Annotated in this window: 21 protein-coding genes; 8 read left to right on the top strand and 13 right to left on the bottom strand. The window is 70.2% G+C overall.

Annotation, left to right across the window (positions count from 1 at the left end; all coding sequences use genetic code 11):
* The 4 genes from OHT77_RS30105 to OHT77_RS30090 all read right to left on the bottom strand — a co-directional run bounded on the left by OHT77_RS30105 (position 1) and on the right by OHT77_RS30090 (position 4,592).
* Entirely contained in the window at positions 1–984 is a 984-nt protein-coding gene (locus OHT77_RS30105; RefSeq protein WP_328831549.1) for an SCO2522 family protein, read from the bottom strand.
* Positions 981–1,898 carry an SCO2523 family variant P-loop protein gene (locus OHT77_RS30100; protein WP_266768473.1) on the bottom strand — a complete coding sequence of 306 codons (918 nt, stop codon included), beginning with the start codon at positions 1,896–1,898 and terminating at the stop codon, positions 981–983. The genes OHT77_RS30105 and OHT77_RS30100 overlap by 4 nt, the downstream gene beginning before the upstream one ends.
* Positions 1,899–1,901: 3 nt before the next feature.
* Positions 1,902–3,743 carry an SCO2524 family protein gene (locus tag OHT77_RS30095; protein WP_328831548.1) on the bottom strand — a complete coding sequence of 614 codons (1,842 nt, stop codon included), beginning with the start codon at positions 3,741–3,743 and terminating at the stop codon, positions 1,902–1,904.
* A gap of 84 nt (positions 3,744–3,827) precedes the next feature.
* A complete protein-coding gene (locus tag OHT77_RS30090) occupies positions 3,828–4,592 on the bottom strand; it encodes an SCO2525 family SAM-dependent methyltransferase (protein ID WP_328831547.1) in 765 nt (254 codons plus the stop codon).
* A gap of 275 nt (positions 4,593–4,867) precedes the next feature.
* Between OHT77_RS30090 and OHT77_RS30085 the strand changes: the two genes are divergently transcribed.
* Positions 4,868–5,395, top strand: coding sequence for a GNAT family N-acetyltransferase (locus OHT77_RS30085; protein ID WP_328831546.1), 528 nt, complete (start codon positions 4,868–4,870; stop codon positions 5,393–5,395).
* Positions 5,396–5,416: 21 nt separating this feature from the next.
* Here OHT77_RS30085 and OHT77_RS30080 read toward each other — a convergent pair whose 3' ends face one another.
* Positions 5,417–6,559, bottom strand: a complete 1,143-nt coding sequence (locus tag OHT77_RS30080; RefSeq protein WP_328831545.1) for an abortive phage infection protein — start codon at positions 6,557–6,559, stop codon at positions 5,417–5,419.
* Between the two features lie 195 nt (positions 6,560–6,754).
* Between OHT77_RS30080 and bla the strand changes: the two genes are divergently transcribed.
* Together bla and OHT77_RS30070 are read left to right on the top strand one after the other, a co-directional pair.
* A complete protein-coding gene (gene bla, locus OHT77_RS30075) occupies positions 6,755–7,684 on the top strand; it encodes a class A beta-lactamase (protein WP_328834384.1) in 930 nt (309 codons plus the stop codon).
* Positions 7,685–7,864: 180 nt separating this feature from the next.
* Positions 7,865–8,437 (top strand): class I SAM-dependent methyltransferase, encoded by a 573-nt coding sequence (locus OHT77_RS30070; RefSeq protein WP_328831544.1) that lies wholly within the window; start codon positions 7,865–7,867, stop codon positions 8,435–8,437.
* Positions 8,438–8,476: 39 nt separating this feature from the next.
* On the opposite strand, the gene OHT77_RS30065 is transcribed toward OHT77_RS30070, so the two are convergent.
* The gene (locus tag OHT77_RS30065) at positions 8,477–8,917 is read right to left on the bottom strand and encodes a protein-tyrosine phosphatase family protein (protein WP_328831543.1); all 441 of its coding nucleotides are present in this window, start codon (positions 8,915–8,917) and stop codon (positions 8,477–8,479) included.
* Positions 8,918–8,972: 55 nt separating this feature from the next.
* Positions 8,973–9,686 carry a FadR/GntR family transcriptional regulator gene (locus OHT77_RS30060; RefSeq protein WP_328831542.1) on the bottom strand — a complete coding sequence of 238 codons (714 nt, stop codon included), beginning with the start codon at positions 9,684–9,686 and terminating at the stop codon, positions 8,973–8,975.
* Positions 9,687–9,887: 201 nt separating this feature from the next.
* Between OHT77_RS30060 and OHT77_RS30055 the strand changes: the two genes are divergently transcribed.
* From OHT77_RS30055 to OHT77_RS30035, 5 genes are all read left to right on the top strand, one after another.
* On the top strand, positions 9,888–11,522 hold the full coding sequence (locus OHT77_RS30055) for an ABC transporter substrate-binding protein (RefSeq protein WP_328831541.1): 1,635 nt from the start codon (positions 9,888–9,890) through the stop codon (positions 11,520–11,522).
* Between the two features lie 18 nt (positions 11,523–11,540).
* A complete protein-coding gene (locus OHT77_RS30050) occupies positions 11,541–12,500 on the top strand; it encodes an ABC transporter permease (RefSeq protein ID WP_328831540.1) in 960 nt (319 codons plus the stop codon).
* Positions 12,500–14,494, top strand: a complete 1,995-nt coding sequence (locus tag OHT77_RS30045; RefSeq protein ID WP_328831539.1) for a dipeptide/oligopeptide/nickel ABC transporter permease/ATP-binding protein — start codon at positions 12,500–12,502, stop codon at positions 14,492–14,494. Before OHT77_RS30050 ends, OHT77_RS30045 begins: the two co-directional genes overlap by 1 nt.
* Before the next feature lie 157 nt (positions 14,495–14,651).
* Positions 14,652–15,674 carry an ABC transporter ATP-binding protein gene (locus OHT77_RS30040; RefSeq protein WP_328831538.1) on the top strand — a complete coding sequence of 341 codons (1,023 nt, stop codon included), beginning with the start codon at positions 14,652–14,654 and terminating at the stop codon, positions 15,672–15,674.
* On the top strand, positions 15,671–16,606 hold the full coding sequence (locus tag OHT77_RS30035) for a dihydrodipicolinate synthase family protein (RefSeq protein WP_328831537.1): 936 nt from the start codon (positions 15,671–15,673) through the stop codon (positions 16,604–16,606). The genes OHT77_RS30040 and OHT77_RS30035 overlap by 4 nt, the downstream gene beginning before the upstream one ends.
* 91 nt (positions 16,607–16,697) lie before the next feature.
* On the opposite strand, the gene OHT77_RS30030 is transcribed toward OHT77_RS30035, so the two are convergent.
* The 6 genes from OHT77_RS30030 to leuA form a co-directional block, all read right to left on the bottom strand.
* The gene (locus OHT77_RS30030) at positions 16,698–17,891 is read right to left on the bottom strand and encodes a sialidase family protein (RefSeq protein WP_328831536.1); all 1,194 of its coding nucleotides are present in this window, start codon (positions 17,889–17,891) and stop codon (positions 16,698–16,700) included.
* Between the two features lie 75 nt (positions 17,892–17,966).
* The gene (locus OHT77_RS30025; RefSeq protein WP_328831535.1) at positions 17,967–18,632 is read right to left on the bottom strand and encodes a response regulator transcription factor; all 666 of its coding nucleotides are present in this window, start codon (positions 18,630–18,632) and stop codon (positions 17,967–17,969) included.
* Positions 18,629–19,816: a sensor histidine kinase gene (locus tag OHT77_RS30020; RefSeq protein WP_328831534.1), complete on the bottom strand. Its 1,188-nt coding sequence runs from the start codon at positions 19,814–19,816 to the stop codon at positions 18,629–18,631. The genes OHT77_RS30025 and OHT77_RS30020 overlap by 4 nt, the downstream gene beginning before the upstream one ends.
* 33 nt (positions 19,817–19,849) lie before the next feature.
* Positions 19,850–21,922: an MMPL family transporter gene (locus tag OHT77_RS30015; RefSeq protein WP_328831533.1), complete on the bottom strand. Its 2,073-nt coding sequence runs from the start codon at positions 21,920–21,922 to the stop codon at positions 19,850–19,852.
* A gap of 151 nt (positions 21,923–22,073) precedes the next feature.
* The gene (locus OHT77_RS30010) at positions 22,074–22,778 is read right to left on the bottom strand and encodes a TerB family tellurite resistance protein (protein WP_266768498.1); all 705 of its coding nucleotides are present in this window, start codon (positions 22,776–22,778) and stop codon (positions 22,074–22,076) included.
* Positions 22,779–22,974: 196 nt separating this feature from the next.
* Entirely contained in the window at positions 22,975–24,705 is a 1,731-nt protein-coding gene (gene leuA, locus OHT77_RS30005) for a 2-isopropylmalate synthase (protein ID WP_328831532.1), read from the bottom strand.
* Between the last annotated feature and the right edge of the window lie 60 nt (positions 24,706–24,765).

Raw genomic sequence — 24,765 nt, 5'->3', positions numbered from 1 at the left:
TCACGTCCCGTCCTGCGCAGCCGGGTTGGCGGGCTCCTCGTAGAACACGTAGGTGGCGCGCTGGGCCACCGCCTCCGGTACCGCGACGCCCTCGCCCGCGGACCGCTTGGCGACCTGTTCGAGGGCGACGGAGTCCACGTCCACCTGGTCGAGGATGAGCCGTACGGCGTCCTCCACGGCGACGAAGCGGTTCGCCATCAGCGTGCAGGTGCGGTACGCGCTGAACGGGACGCGGGTGTCGCTGACCTGGAGCAGCGGCGGCAGCCGGTCCCAGTCGCGCGGGAAGTCCCCGCCGGTCCAGGGCTGCGGGACCAGCACCGGTTCGCCCAGGTGCCGCAGCAGACCGAGGCGGGCCAACTGCCATACGGCGGCGAGGAACGGGCAGGACCACAGGCGGCCCCTGTCCGTCTCCGACCACAGCTCGACGTCCATGAAGACGGAGTGGTTGCGGGCGGCGGTCTCGTGCGGGGGCTGCCAGGTGACGATCTCCGCCAGGGCGCTGCGCGTCGGGGTGGTGCGCTCGCCGTTCGCGAGCCAGCCGGTCTGGCTGACCGGCGGGCGGGAGCCGTGGCTGCCGGGCGGCGGGGACTCGACGAGGCGGTGCATGACGGACTCGGCCAGTTCGATGCGGTCGGCGACCGCGCAGCCCGACTCGCGGGCGAGGTAGTCGATGACGAGGCCGGCCTTCTCGGCCTCTTCGAGGACCAGCGGGACGAGTTCGGCGGGGGTGGAGAAGCGGCTGAAGTAGTCGTCGATGAGGAAACAGGTGCTGATCCGGGGGCGTTTGCCGCCGGTGCGGCGGGCGGCGGACGCGCGGGCGGCGTCCACCCAGATGCGGACCTCGGCGAAGTGCTCGCGCAGCCGCTCGGGGCCCGCCTCGAAATCCTCCATGTACAAGTGGCCCAGCTCCAGGGAGAGATGGGCCAACGGCACCGACTGGGTGCGCGGATCAGCGGTGGTCTCCCGGAAGACGGCGTCCGTCATGCCTCCTCCCAGTACTTGTCGTCGGTCAGCCGCGCCGCGAGGTCGCTGAGCGCCTGCCAGGTCTCCATGGTGGCGATCTGGCTGTCCAACACGTCCTCGTCGGTGATGAGTTGCTCCCGCCACTGCAGCACCGGCTCCAGCGGCACCGAGCCCAGCACCTGGCTGTAGCCGATGCCGTGGTGCGAGGCGAGGTGCTTCAGCTCGGTGTCGCACTGCTCCATCCACGCCGACTGGGTGGGCGTGGCCTGCGACCACAGCGCCGAGTCGGGATCGGGTACGGCGGCCCGCACGAAGCGGATCGCGCCGCGCAGCGCGTCCTCGTCGTGGCCGCGGGCGACCCCTCCGGCGAGGATGCCGCGCTTGCCGTAGACCAGGCTGGCCGCGGCCTCCACGTGCTGGCGGGTCCAGCGGTGGAAGACCAGCCAGCGGGCCTGGACGCCGCTCATCGCGCGCTGCGAGGTGGCCGCGAGCACCATGTCGACGGCGTAGCTGCGGCCGGCGCTGAGGTCGACGACGATCAGGTCGAACTCGCTGTTGAGGCGCAGCAGCAGGTCCACGCAGCGGCGCAGGTTGTCGCCCGAGGTGGCGAACTCGCCGCCGCTGAGGTCGCCCGGCATGAGGATCAACCGGCCCGCTCCGGGCGGCTGGTTGCGCAGGACGCGGTGTTCGGTGTCGGCCCAGACGTCGATACGGACGGGTTCGCTGATCTCGCCTATCAGGTAGGAGTGCAGTCCGCGGTCCTCGGCGGCCGTGCGGGCTTCGGGCACGTCGAAGACGGCCGAGGCGGTGGGCGAGCCGAAGTCGAAGTCCAGGTAGCAGACGTCGTCACCGGTCAGCGCCCGCTGGTAGGCGAGGTTGGCGCTGGTGACGGAGCGGCCCGTGCCTCCCTTGTCGGAGGCCGCGAAGATCAGCACGGCTCACACTCCCTGGACCGCGGCGGCTTCGCGGGCACGGGCGAGTGCGTCGAGCTGGCCCAGCACGTCGAGCGTCAACGAGTAGGCGGTGCCGGGCTGTTCGTCGATGAGGGCGCGGGCGCGGCGCAGCTTGACTTCGATGCCGCGGAGTTGCATGCCCCGTTTGCCGTCGGAGTTGGGGGCGGGCGCCATCTGTTCGTTGCCCAGGAGGTGGGTGGACTCGCTGAGCAACGCCTTGGCCAGTTCGGTGAGTTCGAGGCTGCGGATCGGTGGCTGCGCGTACATGTTGTGGACCTGGACCATCACCTCGGTGACCCGCTCGGTGATGCTCCAGGACACCGGGCCCTCGGTGAGGGAGGTCTCGGGGTAGATGGCGTGCACGTTGTCCCACAGGCCGACGCCCTCGCCCTCGCCCATCCGGCGCCGCCACACATGGCCGAAGATGTCCTCGGCCAGCCTGAGCAGCCGGTCGTGGGCGGTGAGGTTGCGGGAGAGCGTGCACAACTGGACTGTGCGCTTGAGGAGTTGGGCGGAGAAGTCGCTCATCGTCCAGTCCATCGGCGGGCCGATGGTGCCGCCGCCCTGGAGCGGCAGGGTGACGCCCGGGTTGTGGAGCTGGATCATCGGGTCGTCGCGTGTCATCCGGCTGGTGATCCGGCCGCGCTCGGCGAGGCGTTCCATGACGCGGACGGTGCGGGTGAGGTCGTCGTCGGTGGCCCGGCGGCGCATCAGGTCGTGCACGAGGATCGCGGCGACCGAGAGCGAGAAGTACTCCGACTCCAGCCGCTGTCCCGTCGTACGCCAGGGGATGTCCTCCAGGGGCCAGCGGTCGCCGTCGAAGCGGGCGATGCGCGACCAGTACTGCTGAGTGATCTCCCAGCGCAGTCGCAGCGCCTCGGCGAGCTTCTGCTGTTCGGCGTTGAGCAGGCCCAGGGTCAGGGTGCGGTCGGAGAAGAGGTCCTGGATGCCGTCGAGCGCGACCACCGTGAAGTAGAGGTACGGCACCGGGTTGGCGACGCCGCCGGGCTGCGGCCCGATGGCCTCGTCGGTCTCCACCTCGGGCGCGTCCCGCACCAGGCTCCAGGCCCAGCCGCACTCGAAGAGCTGGCTCTCGTCCTTGAGGGCCTCCTGGACGTCGACGCCGAGGATGAAGCTCTCGATGATCGCGGCGCGCAGCGGGCGGAACCGGCGCTGGAACTGCTCCAGCACCTGCCGCGTCGACAACTGCCCCTGGCCGAGCAGTTCGCAGAGCGTCTGGCCCTGGGAGGAGTCGGTGTCGTAGACGTTGACCGTGAAGGACCGCAGCAGGCTCACCATGGCGGCGGTGAGGCGGTTGCTGGTCGCGATCTTCAGCTCGCGGATCGTCTCCTGCATGTCACCGCGGCGGGTCTTGGACTCGTAGACCTTGAGGAAGCCGAGCAGGGCGAGACAGAGGGTGATGGACATCGAGAACGAGTCGGTGACGCCGAGTTGGCGCTGCTCCTCGGTGAGGTCCTGCTCCTTGTCCCGGGACTGGAAGTAGTAACCGCCCGCGAACGTGGGCCTCTTGTCGTCCGTGTGGGTGCGCATGAACTCGACGGCGGCCGTGACGAGGTTGGCCGGAATCTCCAGCCGTCCGCCCGCCCGCTTCAGCGTCTGCTGTACGTCGGTCAGCGTGGTGTCGGGGTCGTCCAGCCGGAACGAGGGCAGCTCGGTCGCCGGGTACAGCAGGCAGAGCAGCCGCTCGGCGTCGGCGACGCTGCTCTCACCGCCCCATTTCCCCCATGCCCACTGACCCCCGTCGAAGGAGTAGCGGGCGACCGCCTGCCAGATGTCCAGCAGATGCTGCCGCGGCTTGATCTCCATTCCATGCCCCTCACACAGACCGCACTGCCCTCAGCCGAGGAATATCCCTCTTCTGTTGTGAAGATTCACCGGTCGGCCGCCCTGTCAGCCGATCGGAACCTGTGCGTCCGAATTCCCGCGCCAGCCGTAGGAGAGGATCATTCCCGAATATCCGTCCCGCACCACGGCCGCGCTTTTCAGCCGCTGCACCTTGAACTCGTCCGCGAATGGTTCAAGACTCTCCCGCACCTCGCCCTCCCCCACGTCGCACGCGGGGAAGAACTGCTCACCCGTGTGATAACCCTTGGAGTGTTCCATGAATGCGGCGGCAAAGGGAGCACCGGGGGCAAGTGCACGCATGAAACGCTCCACGCCCAGGGTGAACTCCTGGTACGAGGAGGTCATCGACTCGGCGACGAAGAACATCGTGCCCATGGACCACCGGCCGCCGAAGCGTTCGAGACCGAAAATGTTGCCCTGCTCGACCTTGACGACCTCGCGGAACCGTGCGCGGGGGTCGGTTTCAAAGGCGGCGTAGTCCTCGTTCCCCCGCAGGGCGCCCCAGAACTGGTCCCAGTTCCGCGCGTAGGAGCCGACCTGGCTCTCCAGGTAGGCCACGTTCGAGGGGGAGCGCTCGAAGAGGGTGATCTCGTCGCACCACGGGAGCATGGACAGCGCGGGGTAGAGATTGGCGCCGGCGCCCACGTCGATACCGTAGACCGGGCCGACGCCCTGATTCCGGAAATGGCCCGCGAAATGATCCCTGACAATGGTCAGGATCTCGGCGTCCTCCGCCTGCAGGTCACTGTAATTGTGATCTACATATGCGATCGAATCGAACGCGCTCCAGGCGACTTCCGCGTTTTTCACCAGCCCACACTAGCAACATCACCGGCGCGACGTACACCACTCGTCAATTTCGTGGCGCAATCCACGCCAACCCGCAGCCGCCCTCGGGGCGCACGGGGGGCGCATCGTGGTGAATACATTCATGCGACCGGATTCGGCCTTGAACTGCCGGATTGCCCCACTCAAGATGGGTGGAACCCTGCTGAACACACCAGAAAGGCAGGACGCACGCGTCTCGCCCGTACCACCCGTACGAGTGTCAACGCGCAATTGACTTCCCACTCTCAGGGGGCAGCATGGCAGCTTTTCCGGAGGAACGTTTCCCTTCTGTAGGGCGCCGTGCTGACCAGGCATTCTTCGCCGACCGCGCGGACCGCCCGCTGACCCTGCGGGGCGTCACCGTGGCAGATCTCCCCGAGCTGCTCCGGGTGGACAGGGAGGCCTTCCCCGAGGAGCCGTACCCCCTGGTCGTGCTCAGACAACTGGTCGACATCCACGGCGACCGCATCCTCGTCCTGGACGACGGCGAGGGGCTGCTCGGGTACGTCGTGTTCGTCAACACCTCTGACGGCTACGTCAGTTGGATCATGAGCCTCGCCGTCACCCCTCACCTCCAGGGCCGCGGCCTCGGTCGCCGTCTGATGGCCGAGGCCCTGCGCCGGCTGCGCACGGAACACGTCCACCAGGTCCGCCTGACGGTGGAGCCGACGAACGCCGCCGCGATCATGCTGTACCGGTCGCTGGGCTTCTCGTCCGAGGAAGGCGTGGAGAAGGACTACTTCGGGCCCGGGGAGGACCGGCTGATCATGACGCTGGGGATGTGAGGCGCGGGCGACGGACCGGGGTCAGGGGCGGCACGCCCGTGCGTACCGCCCCGCCACCGCCCGGAACGCCTCCTTCGGTTCCCAGTGCCACGGTGAACTCGGGTCGTACGGGCGGTCCTTGATGGTCTTGGTGATGGCGTAGCTCGCCATGTCGAGGTCGTGGCGTGGGTCGTGGGCGCGGTGCGGGGCGTCCGGGGTGACGAACTCGAAGGCCATCGCGCCGTAGAGGTTCAGTGATGCGAAGACGTCCAACAGGTCGACGACGTACGTCGCTTGGGTGTGTTCGCTGCGGACGAGGTGGCCCTTGATCTCCTCCGGGTCCTTGTCGTAGTCGACGACGTTCCAGCCCATGCCGGCCGTCTTCTCGGCGCCCTTGTACGCGCAGGTGCCGAACTCGGTGATCGTCACGGGCTTGCCCCAGCGCTGGTAGCTCTTCAACTCCCGGACGTAATCGGCTCGTCGGGGGAAGTACGAGTAGTAGTCGATGCCCACGATGTCGAAGAGACCCCAGTCGACCTCGTCGTCCTGGGCCGCCGCGTAGCTGAGGTTGCCGTGGAAGACGGAGCGGCCCAGTGTCGCCGCCTTCTTGGTGAACGCGTTCAGTCTGCGCTGCATCCTGGCGGGGTCGAACGTGCCGTTCAGGATGTTCTGGACGCGGTCCAGGACCGTGGCGCCCGGCACGATGCCGGGGACGAAGAGCCAGAACTCGCAGCCCACGCTGAAGTCGACGCTCGCGCCCTGGCGCCGGAGGCGTTCCGCGAACCGGCCGGTCTCCGCGAGGTGTTCGAGGATGTCGCGCTCGGGTAGGTCGGCGAGGGTGGGCTGGAGCCAGATGTGCAGGCCGAGTTCGGCGGCCTCGGCGGCGGTGGCGGTGAGGCGGTCCACGCCGTCGCCGGTGACGTCGACCGTGTCGGCGTGCAGTCCGTCACGGATGGCGCGCAGGTCGGCGCGCATCCGGCGCGTGCTCCAGGCGGTCGCGGGGGTCTCGCCCTCGCCGACCGTGTAGACGACGCCGTGCCGGCGCAGGCCGGGCCGGCGGCCGTGTGCCGCGTGCGGTCGTGCCACCGCTGTCGCCTGCCCGGACGGGAGCAGCGCGCCCGCCGCTCCGAGGGCCAGCGCGCCCGTGAGGAACCGCCCCCGAGTGATCCCCTGTGTGTTCGCCATGGACCCACTGTGCCGAGCGCGGACCGGTCCCGGTGTCCGCCGATGGTCCACGGCGACGCAACCAAGGTATGAGCCCTCGCGTCGATCACTGCAGAGATCGTTGCCGGACAGCGAACAAAGGAGAGAGTGATCTCAGGCTTCGAACAGTCCCCCACGACCCCTACGGACCCCACCCCTACGACCCGTACGGCCCCCATGTCCCCTACGGCCCGCAACGCCACCCGCCGCACCCTCCTCACCGCCGGTGCCGCCACCGCCGCGACCCTCCTCGCCGGTTCCACCGCCGCGCAGGCGTCGGACAACACGGGCGCGGGGACGGGCCCGGGCACAGGTACCGACATCAGCGCCGGGTTGCGCGCCCTGGAGGAGCAACACAGCGCCCGTGTCGGTGTGTTCGCGCATCACCTCGGTACGAAGAAGACCGTCGTGCACCGTGCCGACGAACTCTTCCCGATGTGCTCGGCGTTCAAGACCCTCGCCGCCGCGGCCGTCCTGCGGGACCTGGACCGGCACGGCGAGGTCCTCTACCGGGTGGTGCACTACACGGAGGCCGATCTGGTCGACGGTTCCGACCAGACCCGGGCGCACCTGGCCGAGGGCATGACGATCGAGCAGCTCGCCGACGTGGCCATCCGCTACAGCGACAACGGCGCGGGCAACCTGCTCCTGCGCGAACTCGGCGGCCCCACCGCGATCACCCGCTTCGCCCGCTCCCTCGGCGACCGGGTCACCCGGCTCGACCGCTGGGAGACCGAGCTCAACTCGGCCGAGCCGGACCGGATCACGGACACCACCAGCCCGCGCGCGATCGCCGGCACCTACGGCAAGCTCGTCCTCGGCGACGCCCTGCGCCGCCCCGACCGCGACCGGCTCACCGCCTGGCTGCTCAACAACACGACCAGCGCCGCCCGTTTCCGCGCCGGGCTCCCCGCGACCTGGACGATCGCCGACAAGACCGGCAGCGGCGACTACGGCACCGCCAACGACGTCGGCATCGCCTGGACGGAGGCCGGTGACCCGGTCGTCCTCGCGGTCCTGACCACGAAGCCGACGCTGCCCGACGGGCCGTACGACAACCAACTCGTCGCCGACACGGCCAAGTTGGTGGCGGCGGCGGTCAGCTAGCACGGCACCTGCCGCCGCGAGCGCGGGAAGTACTGCCTCGGCGTGACCCCGATCGCCCGGTGGAACGCCGTCGTGAAGGAACTCGCCGAGGCACACCCCGCGCGGCGCTGTCCGTTCCGCGACAGGACACGGCAGCCCCGCCCGTGGCGGACAACCGCCCGCCCGGCCTAGCGTCGTCGTATGCCGATGAACCGAGCCCACCGCAGGCTGTGCAGCTCCGAGGGATGGGCGCAGACGACCAAGGACCGCATCCTGCCCTGGGCCCTCGAACACGTCGAACTCGGCGCGGACGTACTGGAGATCGGCCCCGGCTACGGCGCCAACCTCCGCGTCCTCGTCGACCAGGTGGAGCGTCTCACCGCCGCCGAGATCGACGCCGAGACCGCGCGGCTGCTCCGGTCGCAGTGGGGCGGGCGGGCCACCGTGCTGCACGCGGACGGGGCCGAACTGCCGCTGCCCGAGGCCGCGTTCGACTCCGTCGTGTGTTTCACGATGCTGCACCATGTGCCGACGGCCGCCCACCAGGACCGGATTTTCGCCGAGGCGTTCCGGGTGCTGCGTCCCGGCGGGGTGTTCGCGGGCAGTGACAGCCAACCCGGCTTCCGTTTCCGGGTGTTGCACTTCCGGGACACGATGAACACCCTCGATCCGGCGACCCTCCCGGCCAGGCTGGAGCGGGCGGGTTTCACGGACCCGGTGGCCGACCTGCATCCGGAGAGCGGCGGCCTGCGCTTCCGGGCCCGCAAGGTGTAGCGCCCGCACCCGCCCGGACCGCTACACCCGCCCGGACCGCTACACCTGCCCGAACCGCCGTACGTACCGCCGCTGCCACGGCGTCTCCACCGCGTGCCGGTCGTAGTGGGCGCGGACGTAGCCGACCGCTTCCTCCGGCGGTACGCCGTCGAGGACCGCGAGGCAGGCAAGTGCCGTGCCGGTGCGGCCCCGGCCGCCGGCGCAGGCCAGCTCGACGCGCTCGGTACGCGCCCGCTGCCACACCTCGGTGAGGACCGTGCGGGCCTCCGCGCGGTCGGCGGGCAGCCGGAAGTCCGGCCAACGCAACCAGCGTGTCTCCCACGGGACTTGGGGCGGCGGCTTGCCGAGGAGATACACGCCGTACGTCGGTGCCGGGCCGTCGGCGGGGAGGGGCCTGCGCAGACCGCGCCCCCGGACCAGACGGCCGGAGGGGAGGCGCAGGACGCCGGTGGTGGTGGTCGGGTTCCAGGGCTCGGTCACGCGGCCAGCGTAGAGACCTGGACGCACCGGGGGCCCGCTGTCCGGAAACAGCCGCTCAGCCCACTCCCCGCGACTCCTGCGCCGCCCGTGCCTCGATCCCCCGGAAGTGGTCCGCCATCGCCCGCTGGGCCCCTTCCACATCGCGGGCGCGCAGCGCGGTGACGATGTCGCGGTGGCGGTGGACGGTGAGGGCGGGGTCAGGGTCCTCGGTCCAGCCTCGGGCGCCCGCGACCCGGCGGAAGACCGTCCAGAAGGCGCCGAGGAGCTGGGGGACGAGTTCGTTGCCGAGCGAGGCGTAGAGCAACTCGTGGAACTCGCGGTCGAGTTCGGGGAAGGGGCGGCCGGCGCGGCCCGCGTCCTCCATGCGGGTCACCACCGCTTCGAGTCCGTCCAGTTCGGGCTCGGTGACGGTGGCAACGACCCGATGAATCAGGCCTTCCTCCAGCACCTCCCGTACCTGGAGGATCTCGGCCAGTGCGTCCGCGTCGTCCTCGTGCCGAGTGAGGGTGCGGAAGGTGAGGCCGTCGACGAGCGGGGTCAGCGAGGCGCGGCCCACGTAGGTGCCGTAGCCGTGTCTGATCTCGACGATGTCGAGGGCCTGGAGTGCCTTGAGGGCCTCGCGGACGGAGTTTCTGCTGATACCGAGGTCTTCCATCAGCTCGGCCTCGGTGGGCAGGGGCGCACCGGGCTGGAGCTTGCGGTCGAGGATCAGCTGGACGACCTCGCGCTGTATCCGACTGTTCCTTGGCTCCCCGGACATGCGCCGCATCGTAGCCGCACGAGACGTCCCACGTCCCATGTCCGACGCCGACCCGTGCTGACGGGGTGTCAACTTGCGCCATTTCAAACCGCCATTGGTCCGACCTCTGACGGCTACGCCATTCGTGTGCGATGCCTTGACCGCCCCCACGGCCGCTCTTATGGTCGCGCTGACCGCAGGACGTAGGACGTCGTACCTCCTGGAGTAACCATGCGCGAAGACGTGACCCAGAACGTGCCCGCGCTGCACCGCCGGGCGTTCCTGAAGTACTCCGGCGCGCTGGGCGCGGCGGCGGCGATCTCCACGTCCCTGACGGCCTGTTCGTCGGGGCCGCAGTCGACGAACGACACCGGGGGCGGGGGCACCGGCAAGAGCCGGACGCTGACCGCGGTGATCGGCTATGGAAACGACGGCAGTTGGGACCCGACGCAGACGGCGTCCGCGTTCTCGATGGCCGCCAACAACCACATCTACGAGGGCCTGATCGACACCGACCCGATCACCCGCGCGCCCTATCCCGCGCTGGCGACGGCGGTGCCGAAGGACACGAGCGGCACCTCATGGAAGTTCACGCTGCGGGCGGGCGCCACATTCCACGACGGGCAGCCGGTCACCGCAGACGACGTGGTGTTCGTCTTCGACCGCATCCTCGACCCGAAGACGACGACACTCGCGCAGGGCTTCTTCGCCAGCTGGCTGAAGGAGGCGCGGAAGATCGACGCGCAGAACGTCGAGCTGGTCCTCAAGTTCCCCTTCCCCGAAGGGGTTTCGCGGCTCACGCTGGCGAAGATCATGCCGAAGCACATCTTCTCCCAGCCGGGCGCCTGGGACGACGCGATCAAGGGGAAGGCGGTCGGCTCGGGGCCGTACCGGCAGACCGCGCACCACCCGAAGTCCAACACGACCTTCGCCGCGTTCGCCGGCTACAACGGCCCGCGCCCGGCCGCCTTCAAGACGATGAACTGGCTGACGATCGTCGACGCGGCACCGCGCGTCGCCAAGATCTCCGGGTCGAGCGCCGGCGCGCAGATCGCCGACAACATCCCCTACGCCAACATCCAGCAGCTGCGGAGCGGCGGGATGACGGTCGCGGGCGGGGCCGGGATGAACAACCTGTTCCTGATGTTCAACACCCGGCACAAGCCCTTCGACGACGTACGCGTGCGCCAGGCGCTGCACTACGCCATCGACACCGGGAAGATGGTCCAGCTGGCGCTGCGGGGGCACGGCAAGCCGTCCTCGTCGTTCCTCGACACCGGCAACCCCACGTACCGGCGCGCGAAGACGGTCTACGACTACGACCCCGACAAGGCGAAGGCGCTGCTGAAGGCCGCCGGGGTCAGCGGGCTGAAGATCAACATCCTTGCGGTGAACGTGAGTTGGATCGTCGACTGCCTGCCGACCATCAAGGCGTCCTGGGACGCGATCGGTGTGAGGACGACCCTCGCCCCGCAGGAGACCACGGCCGTGTTCACCAAGATGGACCAGAAGCAGGACTACCAGGTGGTCGCCGCCGCCTCGAACCCCAACCAGTTCGGCGTCGACGCGGACCTGATCATGCACTACAACTACGGCCCACGGAACCTCTGGATGGGGTACGCCCGTTGGGCCGGGAACCCGGTCGCCAAGCAGCTCTTCAGGGACATGGACCAGGCCACGCGCGAGCCGGACGCAGCGAAGAAGAAGGCGATGATCCAGGACTACGTCGACATCGTCGCCGAACAGGCCGTGCTCTACCCGGTCGTCCACAACGAGCTGATGACCGCCTGGGATCCGAAGAAGCTGACCGGGATAAGGGCCCAGCCCTACCCCGGCATCAACGTCCTTCAGGCCAAGTGGGTCTAGCCACCCGGGAGTTGGACCATGGTCACCGTCCTCAGGATTCTGGCCCGCCGTATCGTCCTGCTCGTTCCGCTGATGCTCGGCATCGTGCTGTTCGTGTTCCTGGTGATGCGCTTCTCGGACGTCGACCCGGCGTCCGCGTTCTTCCAGGGCGCCAATCCGACACCGCGGCAACTGCACGACTTCCGCGTCCAGAACGGCCTGCTGGATCCGCTGCCCGTCCGCTACGTCCATTTCGTGGGCGCCCTGCTCCACGGTGACATGGGCACCAGCGCGCTGACCCGCGCGCCGGTCCTGCAACAGGTCACCACCGCGCTGCCGCTCACCCTCCAACTCACCTTCCTGGGGCTGGGGATCGCGATCGTGCTGTCGCTGCTCGGCGGGGTGACGGCGGCGATCTACCGGGACCGGCTGCCCGACCAGATCATCCGGATCGTGTCGCTCACCGGGGTCGCAGCACCCGGCTTCTGGCTGGCGCTGCTGATGATCCAGTACCTCGCGGTCGACCTGGGCTGGTTCCCGACCGGCGGCTACATCAACCCGGCGGACTCCCTCACCGGCTGGCTCAGGACGATGGCCCTCCCGGCGCTCGCCCTGTCGCTCCCGGTGGCGGCCCAACTCACCCGTATTGTCCGGACGTCGGTGGTCGAGGAGCTGGACAAGGACTACGTCCGGACGGCCATCGGCAGCGGTCTGCCGCCCAGGGTGGTGGTGGGCCGCAACGTCCTGCGCAACGCGTTGATCAACCCGCTGACCGTACTGGGCCTGCGGGTCGGCTACCTGCTCGGCGGCGCGGTGGTCATCGAGACCATCTTCTCGCTGCCCGGGATGGGCAAGCTGATGATCGACGCGGTGCAGAACGGCGACCCGGCCGTCGTCCAGGGCGTGGTGCTGACCACGGCGACCGGCTTCGTCGTCGTGAACCTCGTCATCGACATCCTCTATCTGCTGGTCAACCCCCGCCTGAGGGATGCCTCCTGATGTTCACTCAGTTCACCCGCAAGGGCCTCGCCGAGACCCTGTCCCGGCCCGGCATCCGGCTGCGGGGCTGGCGCCGGCTGCCGCTGCTGTCGAAGGTCGCGGTGTGCTTCGTGGCGGTCGTCGTCCTCGTCGCGCTGTTCGCCCCGCTCCTCGCACCGCACGACCCGCTCGACCAGCAGCTCCCCGTCGACGGCACCGGACACCCCTCCGCCGACCACTGGATGGGCCAGGACAGCCTGGGCCGGGACATCCTCAGCAGGCTGATGTACGGCGCCCGTTGGTCCCTCGCGATCGGGCTCGGGGCGACCGCGCTGGCCCTCGTCGTCGGCGCGCTGATCGGCGCGGTCGCCGCGACCTCTCGCAAGGGCGTCGACGAGACGCTGATGCGCTGCCTCGACGTGGTGATGGCGTTCCCCGGCATCGCGCTGGCGGCCGTGCTGGTCGCGGTGTTCGGCGGCGGCATCACCGTACTGATCTGCGCCATCGCGTTCCTGTTCACCCCGCCCGTCGCAAGGGTCGTACGGGCCAACGTGCTTGACCAGTACGGCGAGGACTACGTCACCGCCGAGCGGGTGATCGGCGCCCGCACCCCGCACATCGTCGCGCGGCACGTGGCCGTCAACTGCGCTGCTCCGGTGCTGGTGTTCTGCACGGTGCAGGTGGCCGAGGCGATCGTCTTCGAGGCGTCGCTGTCGTTCATCGGCGCGGGCGTCCGGCCCCCGGACCCGTCCTGGGGCAGTGTCATCGCCGACGGCAAGAACATGGTGCTGACCGGGGGTTGGTGGGCGACGGTCTTCCCCGGACTCCTGATGCTGATCACCGTCCTGTCGCTGAACATACTGTCCGAGGGAGTCTCCGACGCGTGGGCGGCCCCGGCCCCGCGCGAGGTGGACGTACGGCAGGACGACGACAACGACCCGTTCGACGCGCCCGAACCCGGAAGCGGCGAGGTGCTCCCACTCCCCGGGCTGACCGAGGCGGCGCTACGACTCCGGTCGCGCGCACGGCCATTGCCCGATCAGGACGGCCAACCGGTCCTGGCGGTGGAGAACTTGGCGATCGGTTTCGAGGGACGGCACCGCGGTGTGGACATCGTCGACGGCATCAGCTTCGAGGTGCGGCCGGGTGAAGTCCTCGGACTGGTGGGCGAGTCGGGCTGCGGGAAGTCGCTGACCGCGCTCGCGGTGATGGGCCTGGAGCCGAAGGGTGCCCGGGTGCGCGGCCATGTCCGGTTCAACCAGCGGCAGTTGGTGGGCGAGCCGATGCGGGCCCGGCGCAAGCTGCTGGGCCACGAGATGGCGATGATCTATCAGGACGCCCTGTCGTCGCTGAACCCGGCGATGACGATCCGCGCCCAGCTCAAGCAGGTCATACGGCGCGGCGGGCACCGCGGGGCGGGCGAGTTGCTGACGATGGTCGGCCTCGACCCGGACCGCACCCTGCGCAGCTACCCGCACGAACTCTCCGGCGGGCAGCGCCAGCGGGTGCTGATCGCCATGGCGTTGTCCCGCGACCCGAAGCTGATCGTCGCCGACGAGCCGACCACGGCCCTCGATGTCACCGTGCAGGCGCAGGTCATAGAGCTGCTGCTGGGCCTGCGCGAGGAGTTGGGGTTCGCGCTGATCCTCGTCTCGCACGACCTCGCGCTGATCGCCGATGTCACCGACCGGGTGGTGGTGATGTACGGCGGACAGATCGTCGAGACGGGGGTGACCGCCGACCTGGTGGAGTCGCCGGCGCATCACTACACACGCGGGTTGCTCGGCAGCGTGCTGTCGCTGGAGTCGGCGGCTGAGCGGATGACCCAGATCAAGGGGGTCGTCCCCTCTCCGGCCGACTTTCCGGCGGGGTGTCGGTTCGCCGATCGGTGTCCGTTGGCGAGTGATGTCTGCCGTGCGACGGCGCCGGGTCTGGTGGGGCCGCGGTTGCACGCGGTGGCTTGCCATCATCCGGCGATCGATCTGGCGGCGTCCGAGAGCGAGGCGGTCACGTGAGCGGGGTGGGGGTGCTGTGGGGCGGGTCGGGGGTGGGGGGTTTGGGTTGTGTGCGGGGTGCGGGTGAGTGGGGGCTGGTCGCGCAGTTCCCCGCGCCCCTGAGGGGATTGGGGTGGGCGGGGTGAGTAGTGCGGGTTATGAGGCTGAAGGTGGGCACGTGAGTGGTGGGTTGGTTGAGTTGGCCGGTGCTCATGTCGTGCACAAGGCGCGTAGCGGGGGATTGTTCAGCCGGGATCGGGTCTACGCGCTGACCGGGGCCGATCTCAGCATCGCGGCCGGGGAGACCGTGGGCGTGGTGGGTGAGTCCGGGTGTGGGAAGTCCACGCTGGCCAAGGTGTTGGTGGGTGTCCAGCGGCCGACGTCCGGCACGGTGTCGTTCCGGGGCCGGGACCTGTGGTCGATGCCGGCCGGTGAACGCCGGGCCGCGGTGGGCACCGGGATCGGCATGATCTTCCAGGACCCGTCGACCGCGTTGAACCGACGCCTGACGATCCGGCAGATACTGCGGGACCCGCTGGACGTGCACGGTCGCGGCACCCGGGCCGAACGTGAGGACCGGGTACGGGAATTGATGTCCCTGGTCGGTCTTCCTCGCGCCCTCGCCGACGGCCTCCCCGGACAGCTCTCCGGCGGTCAGCGCCAACGCGTCGCGATCGCACGGGCGTTGGCGCTCGACCCCGACCTGGTGGTGGCCGACGAACCGACCAGCGCGCTGGACGTGTCGGTCCGCGCCCAGATCCTCAACCTGCTCCTCGACCTGAAGGAACGCCTGGGCTTGGCCCTGGTGTTCGTGTCGCACGACATCCAGACGGTACGGCGGATGAGCGACCGCGTGATCACCATGTACCTGGGCCGGATCGTCGAGGAGACCCCGGCCGACCAGGTCACCGACCGGGCCCGGCACCCGTACACCCGCGCCCTGTTCTCGGCGACCCCCGGACTGCTCCACCCCATCGACCCGATCCCGCTGATCGGACCGGTGCCGTCGGCCACCCGGCCGCCGAGCGGGTGCCCGTTCCGTACCCGGTGCTGGAAGGCCGACGACGTGTGCGCCGCCGCCATGCCGGATTTCTCGGCCGCGTCGACACCGGGACATTTCTACCGCTGCCACCATCCTGTGGAGGAGGATCTGTCCACCCGCGACCTCGTTCGCCAAAGCCGCCCCATGGAGCCTTCATGACCTTCCCCGCCCCGCTCACCGGTGTCGTACCGCCCGTCTGCACCCCCCTGACACCGGAACGCGAGGTGGACGTCCGTTCGCTCCTCAAGCTCGTCGACCATCTGGTCGAGGCGGGGGTGCACGGGCTGTTTTTGCTCGGCTCGACGTCCGAGGCGGCGTATCTGACCGACCGTCAACGGAGGTATGTGGTCGAGGCGGTGGTGGCTCATGTCGGGGGTCAACTGCCGGTGCTGGCAGGGGCGATCGACATGACGACGCCTCGGGTGCTGGATCATGTGGCCGCGGTGACGGAGGCGGGGGCGGATGCGGTCGTCGTGACCGCGCCCTTCTACACGCGTACCCATCCCGCCGAGATCGCCCGCCACTATCGGCTGGTCGCCGCCGCGTCCTCGGTTCCCGTGGTGGCCTACGACCTGCCCGCGTCCGTCCATACGAAGCTGCCGTCCGGCCTCGTTCTCGAACTCGCCGCCGAGGGTGTGCTCGCCGGGCTCAAGGACTCCAGCGGGGATCTCGGGGGCTTTCGGCAGGTGGTGACCGGTGCGCGGGTCCATCCGGACATCAGCGGGTTCAGCGTGCTCACCGGGTCCGAGGTGGTCGTCGACTCGGCGCTGGCGATGGGGGCGGACGGGGCGGTGCCGGGGCTGGCCAACGTGGATCCGCTGGGGTACGTGCGGCTTGACGCGTTGTGCCGGGCTGGGGACTGGGAGCGGGCTCGGGCCGAGCAGGAGCGGCTGTGTGTGCTGTTCGGGCTGGTGGGGGTCGGGGATCCGGGACGGATGGGGGGCAGTTCGTCGGCGATCGGCGCGTTCAAGGCGGCGTTGCAGTTGCGGGGGGTCATCGACTGTGCGGCGACCGCGGAGCCGCAGGTGGCGTTGTCCGCGGACGAGGTGGGGAGGGTGGGGAAGTTTCTGGCGGGGGCCGGGTTGCTGTAACTACGTTTCCCGCCCACCCACCCGTCTCGGGCGTTTTAGAGGTTCACCTTTAAAGAGACGGCGAACGGGCGGGCGGGTGGGAAACACGGCGTCAGCTGGGGCTCAGGGCCACCGTTGGCAGGCGCCGGAACACGATCGTGTCGTAGGCACTCGTCGCCCCCGTCTCGTACAACACCCCCACCGTGTCCGACCCGACCCGCACGAGATCCGAGTACCCCGCCCACTCCCCTGACAGGGTGACCGCCTTCACGAAGCCGGCGCCGGCATCCACGCTCCGCCACACCGCCATGCCCTGCCGCACGTTGGGCACGGAAGGCGCCGAGAACAGCAACGGAGCGCCCGCACCGGGGAGTTGAAGGACGCTGCCCTCGACCACCGGCACGTCGTCCAGGGTGTGCTGCACCTCGTAGGGCCGGTCGAGGGTGGCGCCCCCGTCGCTGGAGTACGTGTCGAGCCGGTTCCCCGTACTCGTGCCCAACTGGTCCCGCGAGCTGAAGTACAGCCGCCCGTCGGGGAGTTCGGCCGCGGAGGACTCGTTCGCGTTGTTCACGCCGGTGTACGTCGCGTCCACGAACCCCAGCCACCACGTCTCGCCCCCGTCGTCGCTGTAGAGGTCGTGGCCGCCGTAGTACCTGGCCTCCTGGCCGGTGTCGGTCGACCCGACGGGCGGGGCCGCGGAGTGGTTCGCCGGGATCACCAGCCGTCCCGTGTGCGGTCCCCGGGTGAGCGCGACCGCGTGCCCGGGGCCGGTGGCGTACCAGCGCCAACTGGGCAGCTTCACCTGGCCCGTGATGTCGCGCGGAGCGGTGAAGTTCCGCCCGTCGTCCCAGCTGCGCTGCACGAACACGCGCCGGCTCTGCCGCGGCGTGACCTCGCCCCGCATGATCTGGCCCTCGGTCACGGTCCCGCTGTTGTAGGAGGTGACCAGCACGACGGCGCCGGTGCGGGGGTCGACGACGGGGGCGGGGTTGCCCCGGGTGTCCCCGTCCCCGGCGGCCACCACCGCCGTCGGGCCCCAGGTGCAGCCGCCGTCGGTGGAGCGTCTGAGGACGACGTCGATGTTGCCGGTGTCGCCCGTGCTGTTGTGCCGCCCCTCGGCGAAGGCGAGGACCGTGCCCCGGCCGGTGACGACGGTCGCCGGGATGCGGTAGGTGTCGTAGCCGCCGTCTCCGGAGAGGTACGGCACGGACGACGTGCAGCCGGAGTGCGCGGAGGCCGTCTGTGCGGCGGCGAGCGGGGTGAGGAGCACGGTGCCGGCCAGGAGGATGCGGCTCAAGAGGATCACGCGGACATACTTCCCGGAGTCGTTGCCCCCTGCTCCTCGGAGAGCCCCCTCACCGGGCCATGTCACGGGCGCTCGTCACGTGGTGCCCGGAACGATCAGTCCGGACTCGTACGCGACGATCACCAGTTGCGCCCGGTCGCGCGCCCCCAGCTTGCCCATGATGCGGCTGACATGCGTCTTCGCGGTGAGCGGACTCAGGCCCAACGCTTCGGCCACCTCGGTGTTGTTGAGGCCGCGCGCGACCAGGGCGAGGACTCCGCGTTCGCGTTCGGAGAGGCATGCGGGGCCGCCGGTGACGGGCGCGACGGGGGTGCGCAGGAAACGGGCGATCAGCCGGGACGTCGGGCCCGGCGACAGCAGCGCCTCGCCGGCCGCCACCGTACGGATCGCGTCGAGGAGTTCGGCCGGACGGGTGTCCTTGACCAGGAATCCGGACGCTCCGGCGCGCAGCGCGTCCACGACGTTCTCGTCCGTGTCGTAGGTCGTGAGGACGAGGATCCGCACCCCGGCGAGGTCCTCGTCGGCCGCGATCAGACGGGTCGCCTCGATGCCGTCGAGGTCCGGCATGCGGATGTCCATCAGGACGAGGTCCGCGCGAGTCGTCCGCGCGAGCTCGACCGCCTCGCGTCCGGTCGCGGCCTGTCCCACGACCTCCATGTCCGGCGCCGACTCGACGAGCATCGCGAACGCGGCCCGTACGAGGGTCTGGTCGTCGGCGAGCAGTACCCGGACGGCGGTCATCGTGCCCCCGCCCGCAGCGGCAGTACGGCGCTCACGGCGAAGCCCGCCCGCTCGCCCAACGGCCCGGCGTCCAGGGTGCCTCCGACACTGCGAACACGTTCCCGCATGCCGACGAGCCCGAAGCCGGGGGTGCCGTCACCACTGCCCGCGCCGTCGTCCGTGACGTCCACCCACAGGGCCCCCTCCCGTTCGTGCACACCGACCCGCACCGTGAGGTCGGCGCGCCCGCCATGTCGTACGGCATTGGTGAGCGCCTCCTGGACTATCCGGTAGGCAGCCGCGCCCACGGCCGCGGGTACCGTGTCGGCCGCCACGGACAGGTCGACCTCCGCCCCCGCCGCACGGGCCGTGGCGGCGAGGTCGGGCAGTCCGTCGAGGCCGGGCAGCGGACCGCGCTCGTCGAGCGGACCGTCCCCGCCGTCCGGTGCACCGTGGTCGCGGAGCACCTCCAGGGTGGTGCGCAGTTCGCCGCGTGCGCTGCGGCAGGTGTCGGCGATGTCGTCGAGGGCCTTGGCCACGGCCGCGCGGTCCAGGCGGTCGGGGTCCTCGGCCAGGACGTGCGCGGCCACCGACGTCTGGACGCCGATGAGGGTGATGCTGTGTGCGAGCAGGTCGTGCAGGTCGCGGGCGATGCGCAGGCGTTCCTCGGCGACGCGGCGGCGGGCCTCCTCCTCGCGGGTGCGTTCGGCACGCTCGGCGCGGTCCAGGGCCGCCGCCGTCAACTGGCGGTGGACACGCAGGTAGCCGCCCAGGACGAGCATCGACACGATCCACCCGGTGATCTGGAAGCTCTCGGCGACCCCCGCCATGCCGTGGCCCGCCTTCAGCACCAGCATCAGCGCGACCACCGCACAGCCGATGGTCACCGTCCGCCGGGTGCTGCCGGTGACGGCCACCGTGTAGAGGAGAACCATCGAGGCGGCGGTCGGCGCCGAGTGGTCGTACTCCTGCTGGTGGTAGAACGCGATCAGCGGGATCATCACGCACAGCACCGTCACCGGGGCCCGTCGCCGCCACGCCAGCGGGACGTGCAGCGCGAGCAGCAACGCCCAGCCGAGCGCGTCCGGCCGTCGTCCGCTCCCGAAGCTGACGGCGACGACGGACGCGAGCAGGGCGAGCCCGACGGCGAGGAACGCGTCCTGCCGTCGGACACTCAGCCTCGTCGGCTGCAAGGACTTCCGCATGGGTTCATCCTCCGCCGGCCGGTCGGGAGGTCCTCACACCGGCTCCGGCTGGCGCCGCGGACGTACGGTCTCGGGCTCCCTCGACAGCCGCCCCGGCCACCACACCTTCCGCCGCAGCAGCACACTCGCGCTGGTCACCAGGTACGTCCGCACGAGGAAGGTGTCCAGCAGCACGCCCACCGCGATCACGAAGCCCAGCTCGACGAGTTGCACGAGCCCCATGTTCGTCAGCACCGCGAAGGTCGCCGCGAGGACCAGCCCGGCGGAGGCGATGACCCCGCCCGTCGTCCGCAGGGCGGTCAGCGCGGCGGCGACCGGTTCGGCGCCCCGGATCGCCTCCTCCCTCATCCGGTGCATGAGGAAGATGCCGTAGTCGACGCCCAGGGCCACCAGGAAGACAAAGGACAGCAGCCCCGTCCCCGGATCGGTCCCGGCGAAGCCGAACACCGGCCCGAACACCAGCCCCCCGATGCCGAGCGCCGCACCCCACACCGCGATCACGGCGGCCACCAGCATCAACGGCGCGACCAGCGACCGCAGCAGCACGATCAGGATCAGCAGCACGGACACGAGCACGATCGGCACGACGACCGTCCGGTCCCGCGCGTTGGTGTCCCGGAGGTCCAGCTGCTGGGCGCTCGGGCCGCCGACGTAGGACCCCGTGAGCGTGTGCCGCAGTTCGGTGATGGTGCGGGTCTCGGCCGCCGACTGCGGGGCACCCGCGGCGGTCACGGAGATCTCCGTCCAGCCGTTTCCGCTACGGCCCCGCTGGGCGCCGGTGACACCGTGCGTGGCCCGGACGGTGGCGAGGGTCGCGTCGGCTCGGGCGGCCGGGGTGATGACGTCGATGGGCTGTGCGGAGCGTTCGGGGTAGGCCGCGGCGAGGGTGCGCATCGCGGTGACGGAGTCGGGGCGGTCGACGAAGGAGTCGTCCTGTTTGAGGGAGCCGGGGAGGTTCAGGGTGCCCAGGGCGAGTGCGCCCAGCACCGCGGCTCCGGCCACGAGGACGAGCAGCGGGCGGCGTCCGGCGGAGCTGCCCATCGCGGTGAACAGGGACCGGCGCGCCGTGGCCGTGGAGCCGTGGGCCGGGACGAGCGGCCAGAAGACGCGGCGGCCCAGGAGGACGAGGAGTGCGGGGAGCAGCGTGAGCATCGCGGCAAGTGCGCACAGGACGCCGACTGTTCCCAACGGGCCCATTCCGCGGCTGGAGTTGAGGTCGGCGGCGAGCAGGCAGAGCAGCCCTGCGGCGACCGTGCCGGAGGAGGCGAGCACGGCGGGGCCGCAGCCGCGCAGGGCGGCGCGCATCGCGTCGTAGGGGCGCTCGACGCGGCGCAGTTCCTCGCGGTAGCGGGAGATGAGCAGGAGCGCGTAGTCGGTGCCCGCGCCGAAGACGAGGATGGTCATCACGCCCGTGCTCTGGCCCGAAATGGTCGTCCCGAAGGCGTGGTTGAGGCCGTAGGAGACGCCTGTGGAGAGGAAGTCGCCGGCTCCGGCGGCGACGAGCGGGACCAGCCAGAGGACGGGGCTGCGGTAGATGACGATCAGCAGGACGGCCACGACGGCGACCGTCGTGTAGAGCAGGGGGCCGCCGAGCGATTCGAAGACCTTGCCGGAGTCGGTGGCCAGGGCGCCGGGACCGCCGACGTCGACCGTCAACCCGCCGGTGTCGTGGGCGACTTGGCGGATGTCGTCGACGAGGGTGGTGCGCTTCTTCTCGTCGGTGCCGGGCCAGTTGCTGGTGACCGGGTACATGAGGGTGGTGCCGTCGGCGGACGGGACGCCTCGCGGGGTGGCGGCCAGCGGGTGCAACGTGCCTATCTTCGCGAGCTGTTGGACCGCCGTGGCTCTGTCGGCGGCCGTGAGTCCGGTGTCGCGGTGATAGACGAGGACCAGTTCGGTGGTCTGGCCGCCCGGCAACTCCTGCTGGATCTTGGCCACTTGGGTGGAGTCCGCGCTCGCGGGCAGATAGTCGGTCACCCGGTCGTGGGTGACGTCGCCGAGCTTGGACGCGAACGGCGAGGCGAGCGCGAGCACCCCGATCCAGAGTGCGAGCATCACCCACGGGATGGCTCGTCGGCGTGTGCTGTTCCTCTGTTCGGCCCCCATGGAACGGGCCCCCCTCCGGCGCGGACGTCTGGTTGCGCTCTCCAGACTTCCGGAGCGGGAGGGGTGAATCGTCGCGCGGGAGGGCGAGTTCGGGACTACTGCCGGGGGTGTCCGTGCGGCCGTATTACTCCCTGGGGAGTACCGGCCGTGGTCATGACGGCGTACGCGCCGCCGCCAGCAGCCGGGTCACGTCGTCCCCGCAGATGGTGAGCGCCGCGCCCACGGTCGCGAGGGCGTCGCGTTCGGCCGGTGTGTAGGGGCCGTCGGCGAGGGCGATGCGGGCGCCCTGCAGAAGGATGGACTCGCGTCCGGCGGGGGCGAGATGGGGGGCGAGCGGGTCGAGGGCCTCGTGCAGCTCTATGGCGAGTCCGGCACCGCTGGGTTCGCCGAAGACGCGGCCGGTGTCGGCGGCCAGGGCCTCGACGAGGGCGCCGAGCTGTTCCTCCGTGCAGTCCTGGAAGCCTGCGGCGCGCACGGTGCCCGCGGCGGCCTCCAGGGACGTACGGGCGCAGGTGCCGCCGGCCGCGAGGACGGCGAGGGCGACCGTGTGGACGGCGTCGCGGAGCATCGCGGAGAAGCGGGTGGTGGTGGGGTGGTCGAGGACGTCGGTGCCGTAGTGGCCCTGGCAGGCGGCGCACTCGACGACCGGACCGGTGTCACCGCGTGGCAGCACCGGCATGCCGAGCAGGGTGAAGCGGCGGCGTCCGGTGAGCCGCTGGTAGTTGCGGTCGCCCCCGCAGCCGGGGCAGAAGAACTCGCCGTCTCCGACGCTGGTCCACGCGGTACGGATGCCCAGCACGCGCGCTGCACGGCCCTCATGGACAACTCGGCCGTCTCGTCCCCGTTCTGGCAGCACGTCGCACCTCCGTAACGCCGCGGCAACATCGCCGCGCTGGCGTGATGTTAGCCACATTGTCGAGCCGGAGTCAGTACCCCGGACGAGACCTCTCCGTGACCTGCACACGGATTGGCCGGGAAACGACGGGGCCCCGCCCGCCGGAGACCGGCGTACGGGGCCCTTCGACGACGGGTAAACCGCCGGTCAGGATGGTTCAGCGGGTGGCGCGGTTGACGGCCGAGACGACCGCCTTCAGGGACGCACGTGTCGTATTCGCGTCAATGCCGATTCCCCACAGGATCTTGTCGTCGATCGCACATTCGATGTACGACGCGGCCTGCGCGGAGGCTCCCTCGCTCATCGTGTGCTCCTGGTAGTCCAGGAGCCGTACGTCGATGCCGACGGAGCCCAGGGCGTCGAAGAACGCGGAGATCGGGCCGTTGCCGGAGCCGGTGAGGACGGTGTCGACGCCGTCGACGGTGGCCTCCACCTTGAGCGTGTCCACGCCGTCGGTGTCGGTGGTCGACTGGCCGGTCTTCACCTGGATCCGGCCCCAGGCGTTCTCCGGGTTCGGCAGGTACTCGTCCTCGAAGGTCGCCCAGATCTGCTTCGGGGTGACCTCGCCTCCCTCGGCGTCCGTCTTGGCCTGAATCAGCTTGGAGAACTCGATCTGCATCCGGCGCGGCAGGTCCAGCTTGTGGTCGTTCTTCAGGACGTACGCGATTCCGCCCTTGCCCGACTGCGAGTTGACCCGGATGACGGCCTCGTAGGAGCGGCCGACGTCCTTCGGGTCGATCGGCAGGTACGGGACGGCCCACTCGATGTCGTCGACGGTGACGCCCTTGGCGGCGGCGTCGGCCTCCATGGCGTCGAAGCCCTTCTTGATGGCGTCCTGGTGGGAGCCGGAGAAGGACGTGTAGACCAGGTCGCCCACGTACGGGTGGCGCGGGTGGACCTCCATCTGGTTGCAGTACTCCCACGTACGACGGATCTCGTCGATGTCGGAGAAGTCGATCTGCGGGTCGACGCCCTGCGAGAACAGGTTCATGCCCAGGGTGACCAGGTCGACGTTGCCGGTGCGCTCGCCCTGGCCGAACAGGCAGCCCTCGACGCGGTCGGCGCCGGCCATCAGCGCCAGCTCGGCGGCGGCGACGGCCGTACCGCGGTCGTTGTGCGGGTGGATGGAGAGCACCACATGCTCGCGGCGGGACAGGTGGCGGCCCATCCACTCGAAGCGGTCCGCGTGCGTCGACGGGGTCGAACGCTCCACCGTGGCGGGCAGGTTGAGGATGATCTCGCGGCCCGGGCCGGGCTGCCAGACGTCCATGACCGCCTCGCAGACCTCCAGCGCGAAGTCCAGCTCGGTGTCCGTGAAGATCTCGGGGCTGTACTGGTACCCGAACTCGGTCTCGGGGCCCAGCAGCTTCTCGGCGTACTCGATCACCAGACGGGTGCCGTCGACGGCGATCTGCTTGATGTCGTCCTTGGAGCCGCGGAAGACCACGCGGCGGAAGACGGGCGCGGTCGCGTTATAGAGGTGCAGGGTCGCGCGCTTGGCGCCCTTCAGGGACTCCACGGTCCGCTCGATCAGGTCCTCGCGGGCCTGGGTCAGCACGGAGATCGTGACGTCGTCCGGGATCGCGCCCTCGTCCTCGATGATCGAGCGCACGAAGTCGAAGTCGGTCTGGCCGGAGGCCGGGAAGCCGACCTCGATCTCCTTGTAGCCCATCTTGACCAGCAGGTCGAACATCGCGCGCTTGCGCGCCGGTGACATGGGGTCGATCAGGGCCTGGTTGCCGTCGCGCAGGTCGGTGGAGAGCCAGCGGGGGGCGACCGTGATCCGCTGCTGGGGCCAGGTGCGGTCGGGGATGTCGACCTGGTCGTACTGGCCGTACTTGTGGATCGGCATGGAACTGGGCTGCTGGCGATTGGCGCTCTGGGCCATGATGCGTGGGCTCCTCGTGGTGTCCTGAAGGACGGCCGACGGCGCAACGCCAGACTCCGC

This window comes from Streptomyces sp. NBC_00252, from assembly GCF_036187565.1.
Classification (GTDB): Bacteria; Actinomycetota; Actinomycetes; order Streptomycetales; family Streptomycetaceae; genus Streptomyces.
The sequence above is the reverse complement of the archived record's forward strand: the minus strand, read 5'-3'. Positions and strand labels throughout refer to the sequence as shown.